Source organism: Stenotrophomonas sp. YJH_SMC_12-1 (genome assembly GCF_059370935.1).
Genome location: NZ_JCAFUD010000001.1, coordinates 692,872 through 709,166, shown reverse-complemented (window position 1 = coordinate 709,166; position 16,295 = coordinate 692,872). Strand labels below are relative to the sequence as shown.

16 protein-coding genes are annotated in these 16,295 nt (G+C 67.5%); 14 read left to right on the top strand and 2 right to left on the bottom strand.

Annotated features, from left to right (window positions below; all coding sequences use genetic code 11):
• Positions 1–135 precede the first annotated feature (135 nt).
• On the top strand, positions 136–2,001 hold the full coding sequence (locus AC5P8Y_RS03250; protein WP_005414284.1) for an ABC-F family ATP-binding cassette domain-containing protein: 1,866 nt from the start codon (positions 136–138) through the stop codon (positions 1,999–2,001).
• 78 nt (positions 2,002–2,079) lie between these two features.
• Here AC5P8Y_RS03250 and ampR read toward each other — a convergent pair whose 3' ends face one another.
• Entirely contained in the window at positions 2,080–2,946 is an 867-nt protein-coding gene (gene ampR, locus AC5P8Y_RS03245) for a LysR family transcriptional regulator AmpR (protein WP_005410767.1), read from the bottom strand.
• A gap of 175 nt (positions 2,947–3,121) precedes the next feature.
• On the opposite strand from ampR, the gene blaL2 reads away from it, so the two are divergent.
• From blaL2 to AC5P8Y_RS03230, 3 genes are all read left to right on the top strand, one after another.
• A complete protein-coding gene (gene blaL2, locus AC5P8Y_RS03240; RefSeq protein ID WP_111108689.1) occupies positions 3,122–4,033 on the top strand; it encodes a L2 family extended-spectrum class A beta-lactamase in 912 nt (303 codons plus the stop codon).
• Between the two features lie 85 nt (positions 4,034–4,118).
• A complete protein-coding gene (locus tag AC5P8Y_RS03235) occupies positions 4,119–5,333 on the top strand; it encodes a cation:proton antiporter (RefSeq protein WP_005410765.1) in 1,215 nt (404 codons plus the stop codon).
• Positions 5,334–5,386: 53 nt separating this feature from the next.
• Positions 5,387–6,028, top strand: a complete 642-nt coding sequence (locus AC5P8Y_RS03230) for a hypothetical protein (protein WP_033832988.1) — start codon at positions 5,387–5,389, stop codon at positions 6,026–6,028.
• 49 nt (positions 6,029–6,077) lie between these two features.
• On the opposite strand, the gene AC5P8Y_RS03225 is transcribed toward AC5P8Y_RS03230, so the two are convergent.
• Complete coding sequence (locus AC5P8Y_RS03225) at positions 6,078–6,815, bottom strand: DUF3011 domain-containing protein (RefSeq protein WP_033832987.1); 738 nt, start codon at positions 6,813–6,815, stop codon at positions 6,078–6,080.
• Between the two features lie 158 nt (positions 6,816–6,973).
• On the opposite strand from AC5P8Y_RS03225, the gene aspS reads away from it, so the two are divergent.
• The 10 genes from aspS (at position 6,974) to ybgC (ending at position 16,290) form a co-directional block, all read left to right on the top strand.
• Positions 6,974–8,725: an aspartate--tRNA ligase gene (gene aspS / locus AC5P8Y_RS03220; RefSeq protein ID WP_111108690.1), complete on the top strand. Its 1,752-nt coding sequence runs from the start codon at positions 6,974–6,976 to the stop codon at positions 8,723–8,725.
• 16 nt (positions 8,726–8,741) lie between these two features.
• A complete protein-coding gene (locus tag AC5P8Y_RS03215) occupies positions 8,742–9,059 on the top strand; it encodes a hypothetical protein (protein WP_005410761.1) in 318 nt (105 codons plus the stop codon).
• A gap of 31 nt (positions 9,060–9,090) precedes the next feature.
• Positions 9,091–9,612: a GNAT family N-acetyltransferase gene (locus AC5P8Y_RS03210; protein WP_111108691.1), complete on the top strand. Its 522-nt coding sequence runs from the start codon at positions 9,091–9,093 to the stop codon at positions 9,610–9,612.
• A 75-nt stretch (positions 9,613–9,687) separates the two neighbouring features.
• The gene (locus AC5P8Y_RS03205; protein WP_005410759.1) at positions 9,688–10,320 is read left to right on the top strand and encodes an esterase/lipase family protein; all 633 of its coding nucleotides are present in this window, start codon (positions 9,688–9,690) and stop codon (positions 10,318–10,320) included.
• Positions 10,321–10,504: 184 nt separating this feature from the next.
• Positions 10,505–11,236 (top strand): YebC/PmpR family DNA-binding transcriptional regulator, encoded by a 732-nt coding sequence (locus AC5P8Y_RS03200; RefSeq protein ID WP_005414277.1) that lies wholly within the window; start codon positions 10,505–10,507, stop codon positions 11,234–11,236.
• Between the two features lie 105 nt (positions 11,237–11,341).
• Entirely contained in the window at positions 11,342–11,863 is a 522-nt protein-coding gene (gene ruvC, locus AC5P8Y_RS03195; RefSeq protein WP_005410757.1) for a crossover junction endodeoxyribonuclease RuvC, read from the top strand.
• 13 nt (positions 11,864–11,876) lie between these two features.
• Positions 11,877–12,470 (top strand): Holliday junction branch migration protein RuvA, encoded by a 594-nt coding sequence (ruvA, locus tag AC5P8Y_RS03190; RefSeq protein WP_005410756.1) that lies wholly within the window; start codon positions 11,877–11,879, stop codon positions 12,468–12,470.
• 49 nt (positions 12,471–12,519) lie between these two features.
• Positions 12,520–14,439 (top strand): potassium transporter Kup, encoded by a 1,920-nt coding sequence (locus AC5P8Y_RS03185; RefSeq protein WP_005410755.1) that lies wholly within the window; start codon positions 12,520–12,522, stop codon positions 14,437–14,439.
• A gap of 389 nt (positions 14,440–14,828) precedes the next feature.
• Positions 14,829–15,869: a Holliday junction branch migration DNA helicase RuvB gene (gene ruvB, locus AC5P8Y_RS03180; RefSeq protein ID WP_005410754.1), complete on the top strand. Its 1,041-nt coding sequence runs from the start codon at positions 14,829–14,831 to the stop codon at positions 15,867–15,869.
• Complete coding sequence (gene ybgC / locus AC5P8Y_RS03175) at positions 15,859–16,290, top strand: tol-pal system-associated acyl-CoA thioesterase (RefSeq protein ID WP_033832981.1); 432 nt, start codon at positions 15,859–15,861, stop codon at positions 16,288–16,290. The genes ruvB and ybgC overlap by 11 nt, the downstream gene beginning before the upstream one ends.
• The last annotated feature ends 5 nt before the right edge of the window (positions 16,291–16,295 follow it).

The following is a 16,295-nucleotide window of genomic DNA, read 5'->3' as shown; positions in this document are numbered from 1 at the left end:
CGGGGCCGACGAGGGAGAGAGTTGGCCTGCCGCCGCGCATCCCGGGGCGCGTCAAGTATTCGTTAACGCTAGAATTACGTCGCAGGAACAGTGCTCACCAGCACATTCCATCCGGTTATATGGACCCCTCCCCCGATGATCTCCCTTCGTAATTTCGCCTTGCGCCGCGGCGAGCGGCTGCTGTTGTCCAATGTCGACCTGACCCTGCACGCCGGTTACCGGGTGGGCGTCGTCGGCCGCAACGGTGCTGGCAAGTCCAGCCTGTTCGCGGCGGTGAAGGGCGAGCTGGAGGCCGACAAGGGTGACGTCGACCTGCCCGGCAAGGTCCGTATCGCCAGCGTGGCCCAGGAAACCCCGTCGCTGCCGGACCCGGCGCTGAGCTTTGTGCTGGGCGGGGATACCGATGTGGCTGCGGTGCTGGCTGAAGAGGCTGAAGCAACCGCGCGCGAAGACTGGGAGGCGGTGGCCAACGCGCACACGAAGATGGCCGAGATGGGGGCCTACGACGCCGAAGCGCGCGCCGGCAAGCTGCTGCACGGCCTCGGTTTCCCGGCCGAGACCCACCACCGCGCGGTGTCCTCGTTCTCCGGCGGCTGGCGCGTACGCCTGAACCTGGCCCGCGCGCTGATGATGCCCAGCGACCTGCTGCTGCTGGACGAACCGACCAACCACCTGGACCTGGACGCGGTGTACTGGCTGGAGCAGTGGCTGCTGAAGTACCCCGGCACCCTGCTGTTGATCTCGCATGACCGCGAGTTCCTCGACAACGTGGCCACCCACACCCTGCACCTGCACGGCGGCGGCGCCAAGCTCTACCCGGGCGGTTATACCGATTTCGAGCGCCAGCGCGCCGAACAGCTGCGCCAGCAGCAGATCGCGCACGAGAAGGAACAGGCCGAGCGCGCCCACCTGCAGAGCTTCATCGACCGCTTCAAGGCACAGGCCAGCAAGGCCGCGCAGGCGCAGAGCCGCATGAAGCGCCTGGCCAAGCTGGCCGGCACCGAAGCAGTGCGCGCCGAGCGCGAGTTCCGCATCGAGTTCGCGCCGCCGGCCAAGCTGCCGTTCTCGCTGATCCGCCTGAACCATGTCGAGGCCGGCTACGGCAAGGACGCAGTGATCCTGCACAACGTGGGCTTCGGTCTGGAAGCGGGCCAGCGCATTGGCCTGCTCGGCCCGAACGGTGCCGGCAAGACCACCCTGGTGAAGACCCTGGTGGGCGAGCTGGCACCGATCGTCGGCGAGCGCATGGCGCACCCGGACCTGAAGATCGGCTACTTCGCCCAGCACACGGTGGAGTCGCTGCACGAAGGCCAGTCGCCGATGGAGCATTTCCGCGAGATCGCCCCGGACGCACCGAACCAGTCGTTCCGCGATTTCCTCGGCAAGTGGAACTTCCCGGGTGACCGCGCGTTCGAGCCGGTCGATGGCTTCTCCGGTGGCGAGCGCGCGCGCCTGGCGCTGGCGCTGATCGCCTGGCAGCAGCCGAACGTGCTGCTGCTGGACGAACCGACCAACCACCTTGACCTGGAAATGCGCGAAGCGCTGGCCGAAGCACTGGCCACCTTCGAAGGCGCGATCGTGATGGTCTCGCACGACCGCCATCTGATCGGCCTGGTCTGCGATACCTACTGGCGCGTGGCCGATGGCGTGGTCGAGCCGTTCGATGGCGACCTGGACGCCTACGCCGCGTGGCTGCGTACCCGCCCGCAGGCGCAGGGAACCAAGGCGCGCATGGAACAGGTGGAAGAGCCGGTGGTGGTCAAGACCGCCCCGGTGGCGCAGGTGGTGCAGAAGAAGCCGGTGAACCCGCACAAGCTGGCCGCCGCTGAAGCCAAGGTGGCCGAGCTGGAAGGTGCCCTGGCCGAGCTGGACCGCCAGCTGGCCGACCCGGCCAACTACGCCGATGCCACGCGCATGGCCGTGCTTGGCCGCGATCGCGAAACCGCCGCCGCGCAGCTGGAAAAGGCCGAAGCCGCCTGGATGGAACTGCTCGAGTCCTGACCGGTAGTGCCGGCCGCTGGCCGGCAGCGCGATGCGCCCACAACGATCAAGGGATTGCCGGCCAGCGGCCGGCACTGCCTACCCGCCCTGTGCCTGCAGCCATTCGCGGAAGCGCCTGGCCGGCTCACGTTCGGCACGCGATCGCAGCCGCGTCAGCCAGTAGCGCCCCAGCTCCAGCGTGGTGCTGAACGGCTGCAGCAGGCGACCCTCGGCCAGTTCCTGCTCGAACATGCGCAGCGGCAGCAAGGCCACACCGGCGCCACCGGCGGCCGCCATCGCGACCGTCAACGAGGAATCGAATACCGGCCCGCGCGCTTCCACGCCGCTGACCCCGGCCGCCTGCAGCCAGCGCGGCCATTCGTCGCTGCGGTAGGAACGAAGCAGCGGCAGCGTGCCCAGGTCGCGTGGCTGTTTCAGGCGCCGCGCCAGTGCCGGTGCGCACAGCGGTGCAAACGGCGCGTCGAGGATCGCCGTGCACGCCTGGCCCTGCCAGTCGCCATCACCAAAGCGGATCGCCAGGTCCAGCCCTTCGCCGGCCAGGTCGATGCGGTTGTTGTGGGTCTGCAGGCGCAGCTCGATGTCCGGGTGCGCTGCCTCGAACGCGGCCAGCCGTGGCAGCAGCCAGCCGGTGGCGAAGGTGCCGACCACGCCCAGGGTCAGCACTTCACGCGCAGGTCCGCCGGTGTAACGCGCGATGCTGGCGGAGATGCGCTCGAACGATTCGTTGAGCACCGGATACAGCGCCGCGCCTTCGTCGGTGAGCGCCACGCCGCGCGGGAGGCGATGGAACAGGCGGATGCCGAGCCGGTCCTCCAGTCCACGGATCTGGTGGCTCAGTGCGGCCTGGCTGACACACAGCTCCAGCGCGGCACGGGTGAAGTTCTGGTGGCGGGCGGCGGCCTCGAAGGCGCGCAGCGCGTTCAGTGGCAGGGTAGGGTGCAGCATCGCGCAGTCGTGAGCTGGAGTGATGGATGATCCTAACGCTTCAACGAAACATTTCGGAAAATTAAGGGGTTGAATGCGTCAGACATTAATCGAACTAATGTCTCTCGCAGATTTTTTGCGCTGGTCGCCCCCGATCAAGGCTTCAATAATCGAGCGGTCCCCCAGGAGAACCCGCATGCTCGCCCGTCGCCGATTCCTGCAGTTCAGTGGTGCCGCCGTGGCTTCCTCGCTTGCCTTGCCGCTGCTGGCACGTGCAGCGGGCAAGGCCACCGCCAACGCACCCACCGATGCCGCCATCACCGCCGCCAGTGATTTCGCCGCGCTGGAAAAGGCCTGCGCCGGACGCCTCGGCGTGACCCTGCTGGACACTGCCAGCGGTCGCCGCATCAGTCATCGCCAGGACGAGCGCTTCCCGATGTGCAGCACCTTCAAGAGCATGCTGGCAGCCACCGCGCTCAGCCAGGCCGAACGCATGCCGGCATTGCTGGACAGGCGCGTGCCGGTGGGCGAGGCCGATCTGCTCTCGCATGCACCGGTCACCCGCCGCCACGCCGGCAAGGACATGACCGTGCGCGACCTGTGCCGTGCCACGATCATCACCAGCGACAACACCGCCGCCAACCTGCTGTTCGGCGTGGTCGGTGGCCCGCCCGCAGTGACCGCGTTCCTGCGCGCCAGCGGCGACACGGTGAGCCGCAGTGACCGCCTGGAGCCGGAGCTGAACAGCTTTGCCAAGGGCGACCCGCGCGACACCACCACGCCGGCGGCGATGGCCGCGACCCTGCAGCGCGTGGTGTTGGGCGAGGTACTGCAACCGGCTTCGCGGCAGCAGCTGGCCGACTGGCTGATCGACAACGAAACCGGCGACGCCTGCCTGCGCGCGGGCCTGGGCAAGCGCTGGCGCGTGGGTGACAAGACCGGCAGCAATGGTGAAGACGCGCGCAACGACATTGCCGTGCTGTGGCCCGTAGCCGGAGGCGCCCCGTGGGTGTTGACGGCTTATCTGCAGGCGGGCGCGATCAGCTACGAGCAACGCGCTAGCGTGCTGGCACAGGTGGGGCGGATTGCCGACCGGTTGATCGGATGAGGTAACCGGGGTCATTCAAACGTGGCTTGCCGGATCGGTTCGGCGCGCGCATCCTGCGCGCGTTCGAACCACACGGAAGTCCCCCATGAGCCATGAACTGATCTACCTGCTGCTGATCTTCGCGCTGCTGGTGATCCCGCGCGCGCTGCAGCGTTTCAGCCTGCCCGCGCCGCTGACCTGCCTGCTGTTCGGCATCATCGGCATGCTCTGGCTGGGCGACCAGGCCCACGATGCGGTGATCGGCCTGCTGGCCACGCTGGGCATTTCCTCGCTGTTCCTGTTCGCCGGCCTGGAAGTGGACCTGCAGGCGCTGCGCCGTGGCATGTGGCCGCTGCTGGCGCACCTGGTGATCCGTACCGGCACGCTGTTCGGCGTGGGCTGGCTGGCCTGGCGTTATGCGGGGCTGCCGTGGCAGGCCGCCGGGCTGCTGGCGCTGGCGCTGCTGACGCCGTCCACGGGCTTCATCATGGACTCGCTGTCGCGGCTGGGCCTCAGCGAAGACGAGCGGTTCTGGGTGACCAGCAAGGCCATCGCCGGCGAACTGCTGGCGCTGGCGGCGTTGTTCATCGTGCTGCAGGCCGGTGATCCAGGGCACATGGCGTTGTCCAGCCTGGCACTGCTGGCGATGATGATCGGCCTGCCGCTGCTGTTCATCGCGCTGGGCCGCTGGGTCGCACCGCACGCGCCGGGCTCGGAATTCTCGCTGCTGGTGATGGTCGGCATGGTGGCGGCCTACATCACCTACCTGCTGGGCGTGTACTACCTGGTTGGCGCATTCATCGCCGGCCTGGTCGCGCGCCTGCTGCACCAGCGCATGCCGCTGCTGGCCTCGCACGAGAACCTGCACGCGCTGCGCCTGTTCGCCTCGTTCTTCGTGCCGTTCTACTTCTTCAACGCCGGCACCAAGGTGCCCGCCGAAGCGCTGAGCTTCGAGGCGCTGGGGCTGGGCATCGTGATCACCCTGGTGGTGCTGCCGCTGCGCATCGGCGTGGTCTGGCTGCAGCGCCGGGTGATGTTCGGCGAGAGCTTCCGCAGCAGCCTGCGGGTCTCGCTGGCGCTGGCACCGACGCTGATCTTCACCCTGGTGCTGGCGGCGATCATGCGTGAGCGCTTCCAGATTCCGGCGGTGCTGTTCGGTGCGCTGCTGCTGTACGCGGCGCTGACCACGCTGTTGCCGTCGCTGGTGTTCCGTACACCGTTTGACGTTGATCCGGTGGAGCAGGAGCCGGCCGGCGAGGGCGAGGCCGCACCGGTGGCGGCGACCGAAGCATTGCCGGCAGCACCGTCTGCCGAGCGCTGAGCCGGACTGGCGCGCGGTTTGCGCCCATCGTCCATGGCCGTTAGGGTTGGGGCATGAGACCGATTGCCGTTGCCACTACCGCCGCCCTCCTGCTCAGCCTCGCTGCGTGCACGCAGCGCTCCGATACGGTCGCCCATGACCTGGCGACCGCACCGGCCGATGCGTTCATGGCCGCCATCGCCGCACATTGCGGCCAGGCCTACGTCGGCAAGGTGGTGGAGGACACGCCTGCACCGACCGCCAAGGATCCGTTCGCCGGGCAGCGCCTGGTCATGCATGTGCGCGGCTGCGCCGACCCGGCGCACGAGCTGCGCATTCCGTTCCATGTCGGTGATGACCACTCGCGGACCTGGGTGCTGACCCGCACGCCGAACGGGCTGCGCCTGAAACACGACCATCGCCACGAAGACGGCAGCCCCGACGCAATCACCCTGTACGGTGGCGACAGCACGCCGCCGGGCACCGCCGAGCGCCAGCAGTTCCCTGCCGATGCCGATTCGGTGGCGATGTTCCGCCGTGCCGACATGCTGGCTTCCACGCACAACACCTGGGCGATGGAGATCGATCCGGACCAGACGTTCGTCTACGAACTGACGCGCCCGGACGGCCGCCGCTTCCGCGTGCAGTTCGACCTGAGCAAGCCGGTCGACCTGCCACCGCCACCGTGGGGCGACGACATAGCACCCGCGCCGTGATCCCAGGGTCGGATCCCTCCTGCGGAGGGCTCTGACCCCGACCCTGCACTCATCGCGTGCCGAAGCGCGCCCGGCAGCCGTTGCTCACCCACACCTGACCACGCGAGTAACCCCAGCTGCGGCCTTCCTGGCAGGCGCTGCCCGACAGCTGCTGCTGCAGCACCGGCCGGCCCTGGCGCTCATCCCAGTCGCAGGTCTGCGAGCGGTTGTTGTTGCTGCTGCAGGTGACGGAATAGTTGCTGTTGCCACCGCCCCAGCCGCCACCGCCCCAGCCGCGGGCCTCGGCGAATTCGGCGCGGCAGCCATTGCTGACCCATACCGCGCCGTTGCGCACACCCCAGGTACGGCCCTCGTCGCAAGGGCTGCCGGACAACTGGCGGACCAGGCGGGCATTGCGCCAGCCGACCGGGCAGCTGCGCTCGCGGTTGTTCTGGCTTTCGCAGCGGATGGTCTCGCCGGGCCGACCGTTGTTGCCTCCCCAGCCACCGCCATTGCCGCCGCTCCAGCCACCACGGGCCTCGACGAACTCGGCGCGGCAACCATTGGTGACCCAGATGCTGCCATTGCGGCTGCCCCAGGAGCGCCCTTCCTCGCAGGGGCTGCCAGACAACTGGCGGACCAGCTGCGCGCCGCGCCAGCCGGTGTTGCAGACCCGTTCGCGGTTGCTCTGGCTTTCGCAGCGGATCACCCCGTTCTGCGCAGAGGCGGACGGGGCGGGCAGGGCAAGGGTGCCCAGCGCACCCAGGCTGAGGGTCACGGCCAGGCTGGCCAGGGACAGCGGTTTCATGGCGGCATCCCATACGGTGGCAGGTGCCCGACTATAGGGAGGGGGACGATCAAGCCGGTGTGACTGGCCGGATTTGCCCCAGCCGGGGCCTCGGCCGCAGAATACGAGGCTTTCCGGCCCCCACCCGGTGCCGGCGTTCTCCAGCGGAGCTTCCCCCCATGCGTACCCACTTCTGCGGCCTGGTCGACGAGACCCTGATTGGCCAGACTGTCACCCTCGCCGGCTGGACCGACGTGGCCCGTAACCAGGGCGGCGTCTGCTTCATCGATCTCCGCGATCATGAAGGCATCGTGCAGGTGACGGTGGAGGTCGACAATGCCGAAGTGTTCGCGGTGGCCGCGTCGCTGGGCTACGAGGATGTGCTGCAGGTGGAAGGCGTCGTGCGTGCCCGCCACGCGGTGAACGACAAGATGCGCACCGGCAAGGTGGAAGTGATCGCCACCGCCATCACCGTGCTGAACAAGGCTGCGCCGCTGCCGTTCCACGCCCACGAGAACCCGGGCGAGGAAACCCGCCTGAAGTACCGCTACCTGGACCTGCGCCGCCCGGAAATGCAGCGCATGCAGCGCACCCGCATCAAGCTGGTGCAGGCGCTGCGCCGCCACCTGGACGAAAAGGGCTTCCAGGACATCGAAACCCCGATCCTGACCAAGGCCACCCCGGAAGGCGCACGCGACTTCCTGGTGCCGGCGCGCATGCACCCGGGCGAGTTCTACGCACTGCCGCAGAGCCCGCAGCTGTTCAAGCAGATCCTGATGGTGGCCGGCTTCGACCGCTACTACCAGATCGCGCGCTGCTTCCGCGACGAGGCCCTGCGTGCCGATCGCCAGCTGGAGTTCACCCAGCTGGACATGGAATTCGCCTTCGTCCGCGAGCGCGACGTGCAGGATTTCGTCGAGGACATGATCCGCGCCATCTTCAAGGAAGTGGTGGACGTGCAGCTGGATGCCAGCTTCCCGCGCATGACCTGGGCCGAGGCCATGCGCCGCTACGGCTCGGACAAGCCGGACCTGCGCATCGCGCTGGAGCTGGTGGACGTGGCCGAACTGGTCAAGGGCAGCGAGTTCCCGGTGTTCACCGGCCCGGCCAATGATGCCGAGGGCCGCGTTGCCGCGCTGCGCATCCCGGGCGGTGCGTCGCTGTCGCGCAAGCAGATCGACGAATACGCCGCGCATGCCGCCAAGTACGGCGCCAAGGGCCTGGCCTACATCAAGATCGCCGACAACGGCGAAATCAGCTCGCCGATCCAGAAGTTCTTCAGCGAAGCGTCGTTCGCCGCGCTGGTTGCCCACGTCGGCGCCGGCAACGGCGACATCGTGTTCTTCGGTGCCGGCGGCTACAACAAGGTCTCCGACTTCATGGGCGCGCTGCGGCTGAAGGCCGGCAAGGACTTCGGCCTGGTCGCCGACGGCTGGGCACCGCTGTGGGTCACCGACTTCCCGATGTTCGAGTGGGACGAGGAAGAACAGCGCTACGTCGCCCTGCATCACCCCTTCACCGCACCGGCCGTGGACGACATCGCCGACCTGCGCGCCAATGCCCGTACCGCCGTTTCGCGCGGCTACGACATGGTGCTCAACGGCAATGAGATCGGCGGCGGTTCGATCCGTATCCACCGTCCGGACATGCAGAGCGCGGTGTTCGAGCTGCTGGGCATCGGTGCCGAAGAAGCCCGTGCCAAGTTCGGCTTCCTGCTCGACGCGCTGAACTACGGCGCACCGCCGCACGGTGGCATCGCCTTCGGCATCGATCGCATCGCCGCGCTGATGGCCGGCACCGAGTCGATCCGCGACGTCATCCCGTTCCCGAAGACCACGGGTGCACAGGATCTGATGACCGACGCGCCGTCGCCGATCGTCGACGCGCAGCTGGCCGAAGTGCACATCCAGGTTCGCCCCAAGACCAACTGATCAGGAGATCCAGGCAATGACCGAGTTTGCGTTTTCGCTGGAGTGGGAAAAGCTGGGCAATGAAGGCTCCGAGGCCAACCTGGTCACCGAGCGTGCACGCGTGTTCGGTGGTTGGCTGGTCCGCGTCGGTACCAACCCGGCCGCGATGGCCCTGACCTTCGTCGCCGACGGTGAAGGCCGTTGGGATGGAGAAGACTTCGGCGTCGAGGATTACGAGGACGACGAAGAGGAAGAGTACGACGAGGACGAGGAAGGCGAAGAAGACGAGGACGAAGAGGAATACGAGGAAGAGGACGAGGAAGACGAAGAAGCGGAATCGTCGGAAAAGGCTTGACCGCCCCTTCGCGCTGACGTCAACTTCCTGCATGTATTCCATCCGCCGCGCCACCGTGGACGACGCGCCGACCCTGTCGGCGCTGGCCGCCCGCACGTTCACCGAAACCTTCGGCCATCTGTATCCGCCGCAGGACCTGCAGGCCTTCCTTGAGGAGGCCTACACGGTCGAGCGCCAGCGCGTGATCCTGGCCCACCCGGATTACGCGGTGTGGCTGCTGGAGCTGGACGGGGAGGCGGTCGGCCATGCCGCCGCCGGCCCCTGTGGCCTGCCGCACCCGGACGTGAAGCCCGGTGACGGCGAACTCAAGCGCCTGTACCTGATCAAGACGCAGCAAAGCTGCGGCTGGGGCAGCCGCCTGCTGGAAACCGCGCTGGCCTGGCTGGAACACGAGGGCCCGCGCACCCTGTGGTTGGGCGTGTGGTCGGAGAACTTCGGCGCACAGCGCTTTTACGCCCGCTACGGGTTCGAGAAGGCCGGCGAATACCTGTTCCCGGTGGGCGACACGAACGATCTCGAATTCATCCTGCGCCGCGCACCGGGCGCGGCCTGATGTTCACTGCCGCTTGCTGCGCGCGCGTGTTCAATCACCGTACGTTCCTGCCCCGCTGACCGCCAGGCTGTTTGCATGACTCCCCCCGTATTGCTGCTGCATGGCATCTGGAATGCCCGCGCCTGGGTCGGGCCGCTGGCCTGGCGCCTGCGCGCGCGCGGCTTCCAGGTGCACGCGTTTGGTTATTCCTCGGTGTTCGGTGGGCCGGACGTGGCCGTACCGCAGCTGCTGGAGCGGCTGGCCGACGCCGGCCCACTGAGTTTGGTCGGCCACAGCCTGGGCGGGCTGCTGGCGCTGGAAGCGCTGCGGCGCAATCCGCAGCTGCCGGTGCAGCGCGTGGTCTGCCTGGGTTCACCGCTGCGCGGCAGTGGCACCGCGCGCTCGTTGTCCGATCATGGTTGGGGCCTGGCGCTGGGGCGCAGCAGCGAGCTGCTGCTGGACGGCCTGCCGGACTGGCAGGGCAAGGCCGAGGTCGGGCTGATCGCCGGTTCGGTGCCGCATGGTCTGGGCAGCCTGCTGGGCGCGATGGACGACGCCTCCGATGGCACTGTGGCCCTGGCCGAAACCCGCCTGCCGGGCCTGACCGATCATTGCGTGGTGCGCACCAGCCACAGCGGCCTCGTGGTGTCGCCGGATGCCGCGCGGCAGACCGCGCATTTCCTGCGCCACGGCCAGTTCGACCACAGCCGCGACGCCGCCGCCGCGTAATCTGGTAGGGGCGACCGCCCTGGCTCGGTGGGTGCGGACCGTCCTGCCTTGGTGGATGCGAACCGTTGGTTCGCACGCGCTTCGCCGGGCCATGCGCGACGGCATCTCCGCCCTAGACACGGTTGCCGCCCCCGATCAGGTAGAATCCGCGCCTTGATCCTGAAGCAGCCAGACGGTAGCACCCATGGGTAGAGGCCCCTCCATCGAAGCCCGCAAGAACGCGTCCGACGCGAAGCGCGGCAAGATTTTCACCAAGATCATCCGCGAGATCGGCGTTGCCGCGCGCGGCGGTGGAGGCGACCCCAACAACAACCCGCGCCTGCGCGTGGCGGTGGACAAGGGCCTGGCCGTGAACATGTCCAAGGACGTGATCGAGCGCGCCATCAAGAAGGCCACCGGTGAACTGGAAGGCGTCGACTACGAGGAAATCCGCTACGAAGGCTACGCCCCGGGTGGCGTGGCCGTGATCGTCGACTGCCTGACCGACAACCGCGTGCGCACCGTGGCCGATGTCCGCCATGCGTTCAGCAAGTGCGGCGGCAACATGGGCACCGAAGGCTCGGTGGCCTTCATGTTCAAGCGCCTGGGCGTGCTCAGCTTCGCCCCGGGTGCCGACGAGGAAGCCATCACCGAGGCGGCCATCGAGGCCGGCGCTGATGACATCGTGGTCTATCCGGACGATGGCTCGATCGATGTGGTCACCAGCCCTGACGCGTTCAGCGCAGTCAAGGACGCGATGACCGCCGCTGGCCATGTCGCCGACCACGCCGAGATCACCTTCCGCGCCGACAACGACATCAAGGTCGAGGGCGAGGTCGCCCTGCAGGTCAAGAAGCTGCTGGACATGCTGGAAGACCTGGACGACGTGCAGGACGTGTATTCCAACGCCGAACTCGGCGCCGACGCCTACGCCTGAGCCGTCTTCGACGGCCTGGGCGCGGGCCGTTGAACGGTCACCGCGGACAGTCATGAGCCCATACGCCTGCCAGCGCATTCCGTTCCGCCCCGCCAGGAGTGCAGCATGACCCGCATCCTCGGCATCGACCCCGGTTCGCAGCGGACCGGGGTCGGCATCATTGATGTCGATGCCACCGGACGCGTCAGCTACGTGCACCACCAGCCGCTGGTGCTGCTGGGCGCTGACGACTTCCCGCAGCGCATGAAGCTGCTGGTGCTGGGCCTGGCCGACCTGTGCCGCGAGTATGAGCCGCAGGAAGTGGCCATCGAACGCGTGTTCATGGCCCGCAACCCCGATTCGGCATTGAAGCTGGGCCAGGCCCGTGGCGCGGCGATCTCGGCGGTGGTGCTGCGCGACCTGCCGGTGCACGAATATGCTGCCAGCGAGATCAAGCTGGCGGTTGTCGGGCGCGGTGGCGCCGAAAAGCAACAGGTTCAACACATGGTCGGGCTCATGCTCAACCTGAAAATCAAGCTGCAGGCCGACGCGGCCGACGCGTTGGCGGTGGCGATCACCCATGCCCACGTAAGGGCGACGGCCAACCGCCTGGGGCTCAGTGCCCGCCAGGCATGGGGCCGCAAATGAGGAGCTGCACGCAATGATCGGTCGACTGCGCGGCATCGTCGCCTACAAGGCGCCGCCGTGGCTGGTGGTGGACGTGAACGGAGTGGGCTACGAACTGGAGGCGCCGATGAGCACCTTCTACGACCTGCCCGAGCTCGGCCGCGAGGTCACCCTGTATACCCACTACTCGCAGAAGGAAGACAGCGTCTCGCTGTACGGCTTCCTGCGCGAGGGCGAGCGGCGCCTGTTCCGCGACGTGCAGAAGGTCAGCGGCATCGGCGCGAAGATCGCGCTGGCCGTGCTGTCCGGCGTCACCGTCGAGGAGTTCGCGCGCATGGTCCAGGCCGGTGACATCACCGCGCTGACCCGCATTCCGGGCATCGGCAAGAAGACCGCCGAGCGCATGGTGCTGGAGCTGCGTGACCGCGCGGCCCAGTTCGGTGCCGGCGGCGCGCTGCCCACCGGCAGTGGCCCGGCCCCGGCCGACCCGCTGTCCGATGCCACCGTGGCGCTGCAGCAGCTGGGCTACAAGCCGGCTGAAGCCGCCCGCATGGCCCGGGACGCCTTCAATGAAGGCGACGAAGTGGCCACCGTGATCCGCAAGGCGCTGCAGTCGGCGCTGCGTTGATCCGCCTTCCTTTCCTTCAACAAACCGCCTGAGCTTCGCCAGGAGTCCCATGTCCAGCAGTCAAACCCCGCACGCAGCCGCCCCCGGCGGCCATGGCCACGCCCCCTCCGCTGGAGGACTGGCGCTGGTCATCGGTGCGATCGGCGTGGTCTTCGGCGATATCGGTACCAGCCCGCTGTACACCCTGAAGGAGGCGTTCTCGCCGCACTACGGGCTCAACAGCGACCACGATACCGTGCTGGGCGTGCTGTCGCTGGCGTTCTGGGCGCTGAACCTGGTGGTGACGCTGAAGTACGTCACCATCATCATGCGCGCCGACAATGATGGCGAGGGCGGCATCATGGCGCTGATGGCGTTGACCCAGCGCACGCTGCGCAATGGCTCGCGCTCGGCTTATGTAGTGGGCATCCTCGGCATCTTCGGCGCCTCGCTGTTCTTCGGCGACGGCGTGATCACCCCGGCCATGTCCGTGCTCAGTGCGGTCGAAGGCCTGGAGGTGGCCGCGCCCGGACTGCATGTCTTCATCGTGCCGGTCACCCTGGTGGTGCTGCTGGCAGTGTTCGCCGCGCAACGCTTCGGTACCGAGAAGATCGGCAAGGCGTTCGGCCCGATCATGGCGATCTGGTTCGTATCGCTGGCGGCGATCGGCATCTACAACATTGTCGATGCGCCCGAGGTGCTGAAGGCCTTCAACCCATGGTGGGGCATCCGCTTCTTCATGGAGCACGGCTGGCACGGCATCTTCATTCTCGGTGCAGTGGTGCTGGCGGTGACCGGCGGCGAAGCGCTGTATGCGGACATGGGCCACTTCGGCCTGCGCCCGATCCGCCACGCCTGGTACTTCTTCGTGCTGCCGTGCCTGGTGCTGAACTACCTGGGGCAGGGCGCACTGGTGCTCAACCACCCCGAGGCCCTGAAGAACCCGTTCTTCGAGGCGGTGCCCTCGTGGGCGCTGTACCCGATGATCATCCTGGCCACCATGGCGGCGGTGATCGCCTCGCAGTCGGTCATCACCGGCGCGTTCTCGGTCTCGCGCCAGGCCATGCAGCTGGGCTACATCCCGCGCATGCGCATCAAGCACACCTCGCACGACACCATCGGCCAGATCTACATCCCGGGCATCAACTGGGGCATCGCGGTGATGGTGTTCGGCCTGGTGCTGGCGTTCCGCAGCTCGTCCAACCTGGCCGTGGCCTACGGCATCTCGGTGTCGGCCACGATGCTGATCGACACCCTGCTGCTGGCCGTGGTGGCACGTTCGCTGTGGCCGAAGTCGCGTGGCTGGCTGCTGCCGCTGTGCGTGGTGTTCTTCATCATCGACCTCGGCTTTGTCATCGCCAACGGCGCCAAGCTGCTGCAGGGCGCCTGGTTCCCGGTGGTGCTGGGCATCTTCCTGTTCACCATGATGCGCACCTGGCGGCGTGGCCGCGAACTGCTGCGTGATGAGATCCGCAAGGACGGCATCCGCCTGGACACCTTCCTGCCGGGCCTGATGCTGGCACCGCCGGTACGCGTGCCGGGCACCGCGGTATTCCTCACCGCCGACCCGACCGTGGCCCCGCACGCGCTGATGCACAACCTCAAGCACAACAAGGTGCTGCACGAGCGCAACGTGTTCCTGCACGTGGAAACCCTGCCCATTCCCTATGCGATGGAAGGGCAGCGGCTGAAGATCGAGTCGGTGGGCGACGAGTTCTACCGGGTCTATGTGCGCTTCGGTTTCATGGAAACCCCGGACGTGCCGCTGGCGCTGATGCGCTCGTGTGACCACGGTGGCATCTACTTCGACCCGATGGACACCACCTTCTTCGCCAGCCGCGAAACCATTGTGGCCACCGCCAACCGCGGCATGCCGATCTGGCGCGACAAGCTGTTCGCGCTGATGCACCGGAATGCCGCGCCCGCGACCGGCTTCTTCCGGATTCCGGGCAACCGCCTGGTCGAACTCGGCGCGCAGGTGGAGATCTGACCGCGCGGGGTCGGATCCCTTTTCCGCAGGAAAAGGGCTCTGACCCCATGTCTTGAGCCATCCACACATCCATCCACGCATGGCGTGGATCTACCGTGTCGACCAAGGTCGACACCCACCAAGAGTAGGCAGAGCAGGCCACGCCATCCAGGCAGATCGCAGAAACCTGTCGAAGGCGGGGTGGGTCCGGTTGCGGGGGCGTGAGCCGCATGGATGCGGCGACCGAGCTTACATGGACGTACTTGCAGCGTCCCCCGCAAGCGGACCCACCCCGCCATTCCCCAGGAAGCCCGCTTCGGCTGTTGCTCTGGATGTTGCCGTTGCTGTTGCCTCTGCGGGTGCCGGGCGCAGCCCGGCCGAAACCCGTACTTTTGCCGCATAATCAGCACATGACCGACGACCGCATCATCGGCGCCGGCGCCACCCGCGAGGATGACGCCGCCGACGCCAGCATCCGCCCCAAGCGCCTTGCCGACTACCTCGGCCAGGTGCCGGTGCGCGAGCAGATGGAAATCTACATCCAGGCGGCCAAGGGGCGTGGCGACGCGCTCGACCACGTACTGATCTTCGGGCCGCCGGGCCTGGGCAAGACCACCCTCAGCCATGTCATTGCCAACGAACTGGGCGTGGCCCTGCGGGTGACCTCCGGCCCGGTGATCGAAAAGGCCGGCGACCTGGCTGCGCTGCTGACCAACCTGCAGCCGCACGACGTGCTGTTCATCGACGAGATCCATCGCCTGTCGCCGGTGGTCGAGGAAGTGCTGTACCCGGCGATGGAAGATTTCCAGATCGACATCATGATCGGCGAGGGCCCCGCCGCCCGCTCGATCAAGATCGACCTGCCGCCGTTCACCCTGATCGGCGCCACCACCCGCGCCGGCCTGCTGACCGCGCCGCTGCGCGACCGCTTCGGCATCGTCCAGCGCCTGGAGTTCTACAGCGTCGAGGAACTGACCCGTATCGTGCGCCGCTCCGCCAGCATCCTCGGCATCGACTGCACCGCCGATGGGGCAGGGGAGATCGCGCGCCGCGCGCGTGGTACCCCGCGTATCGCCAACCGCCTGCTCCGACGCGTGCGCGACTATGCGCAGGTCAAGGCCGGTGGCCACATCGACGAGCCCGTGGCCCAGGCCGCGATGAAGATGCTCAAGGTCGACCCGGAAGGCTTCGATGAGCTTGACCGGCGCCTGCTCAAGACCATGGTCGACTACTTCGATGGTGGCCCGGTCGGTATCGAATCGCTGGCCGCGGCGCTGTCCGAAGAGCGTGGCACGCTGGAAGACGTGGTCGAGCCGTACCTGATCCAGCAGGGCTTCCTGGTGCGTACCGCGCGTGGCCGCATGGCCACCCACAAGGCCTACCGGCACATGGGCCTGAAGCCGAAGAACCCGCCGCAGGACCTGTTCGCGGAGGTTCCCGATGTCGGTTGAGCCACTATTCAGTTGGCCGACACGCATTTACTGGGAAGATACCGACGCTGGCGGCGTGGTCTACCACGCCCGCTACGTGGCCTTCATGGAACGGGCCCGGACCGAATGGATGCGCGCGCTCGGCTACGGCCAGGAGCGTATGCGCGCCGAGCACGGGATGGTCTTCGCGGTGCGCTCGATGCAGATGGATTTCGTCAGGCCGGCACGGCTGGATGACACCCTGCAGGTGACTGCCCGCCTGGTCCAGCTGAAGAAGGCCAGCATGGTCTTCGACCAGCAGATCCTGCGCGACGGCGAGCTGCTGCTGTCGGCCCAGGTCCGCATCGCCGCACTGGACGCGGCCAGTTTCCGCCCGCGTGGCATGGACGAGGCTGTCCTTGCCGTGCTGCAACCCCACCTCCACCCCGAATCCGAACACTGAGGAAC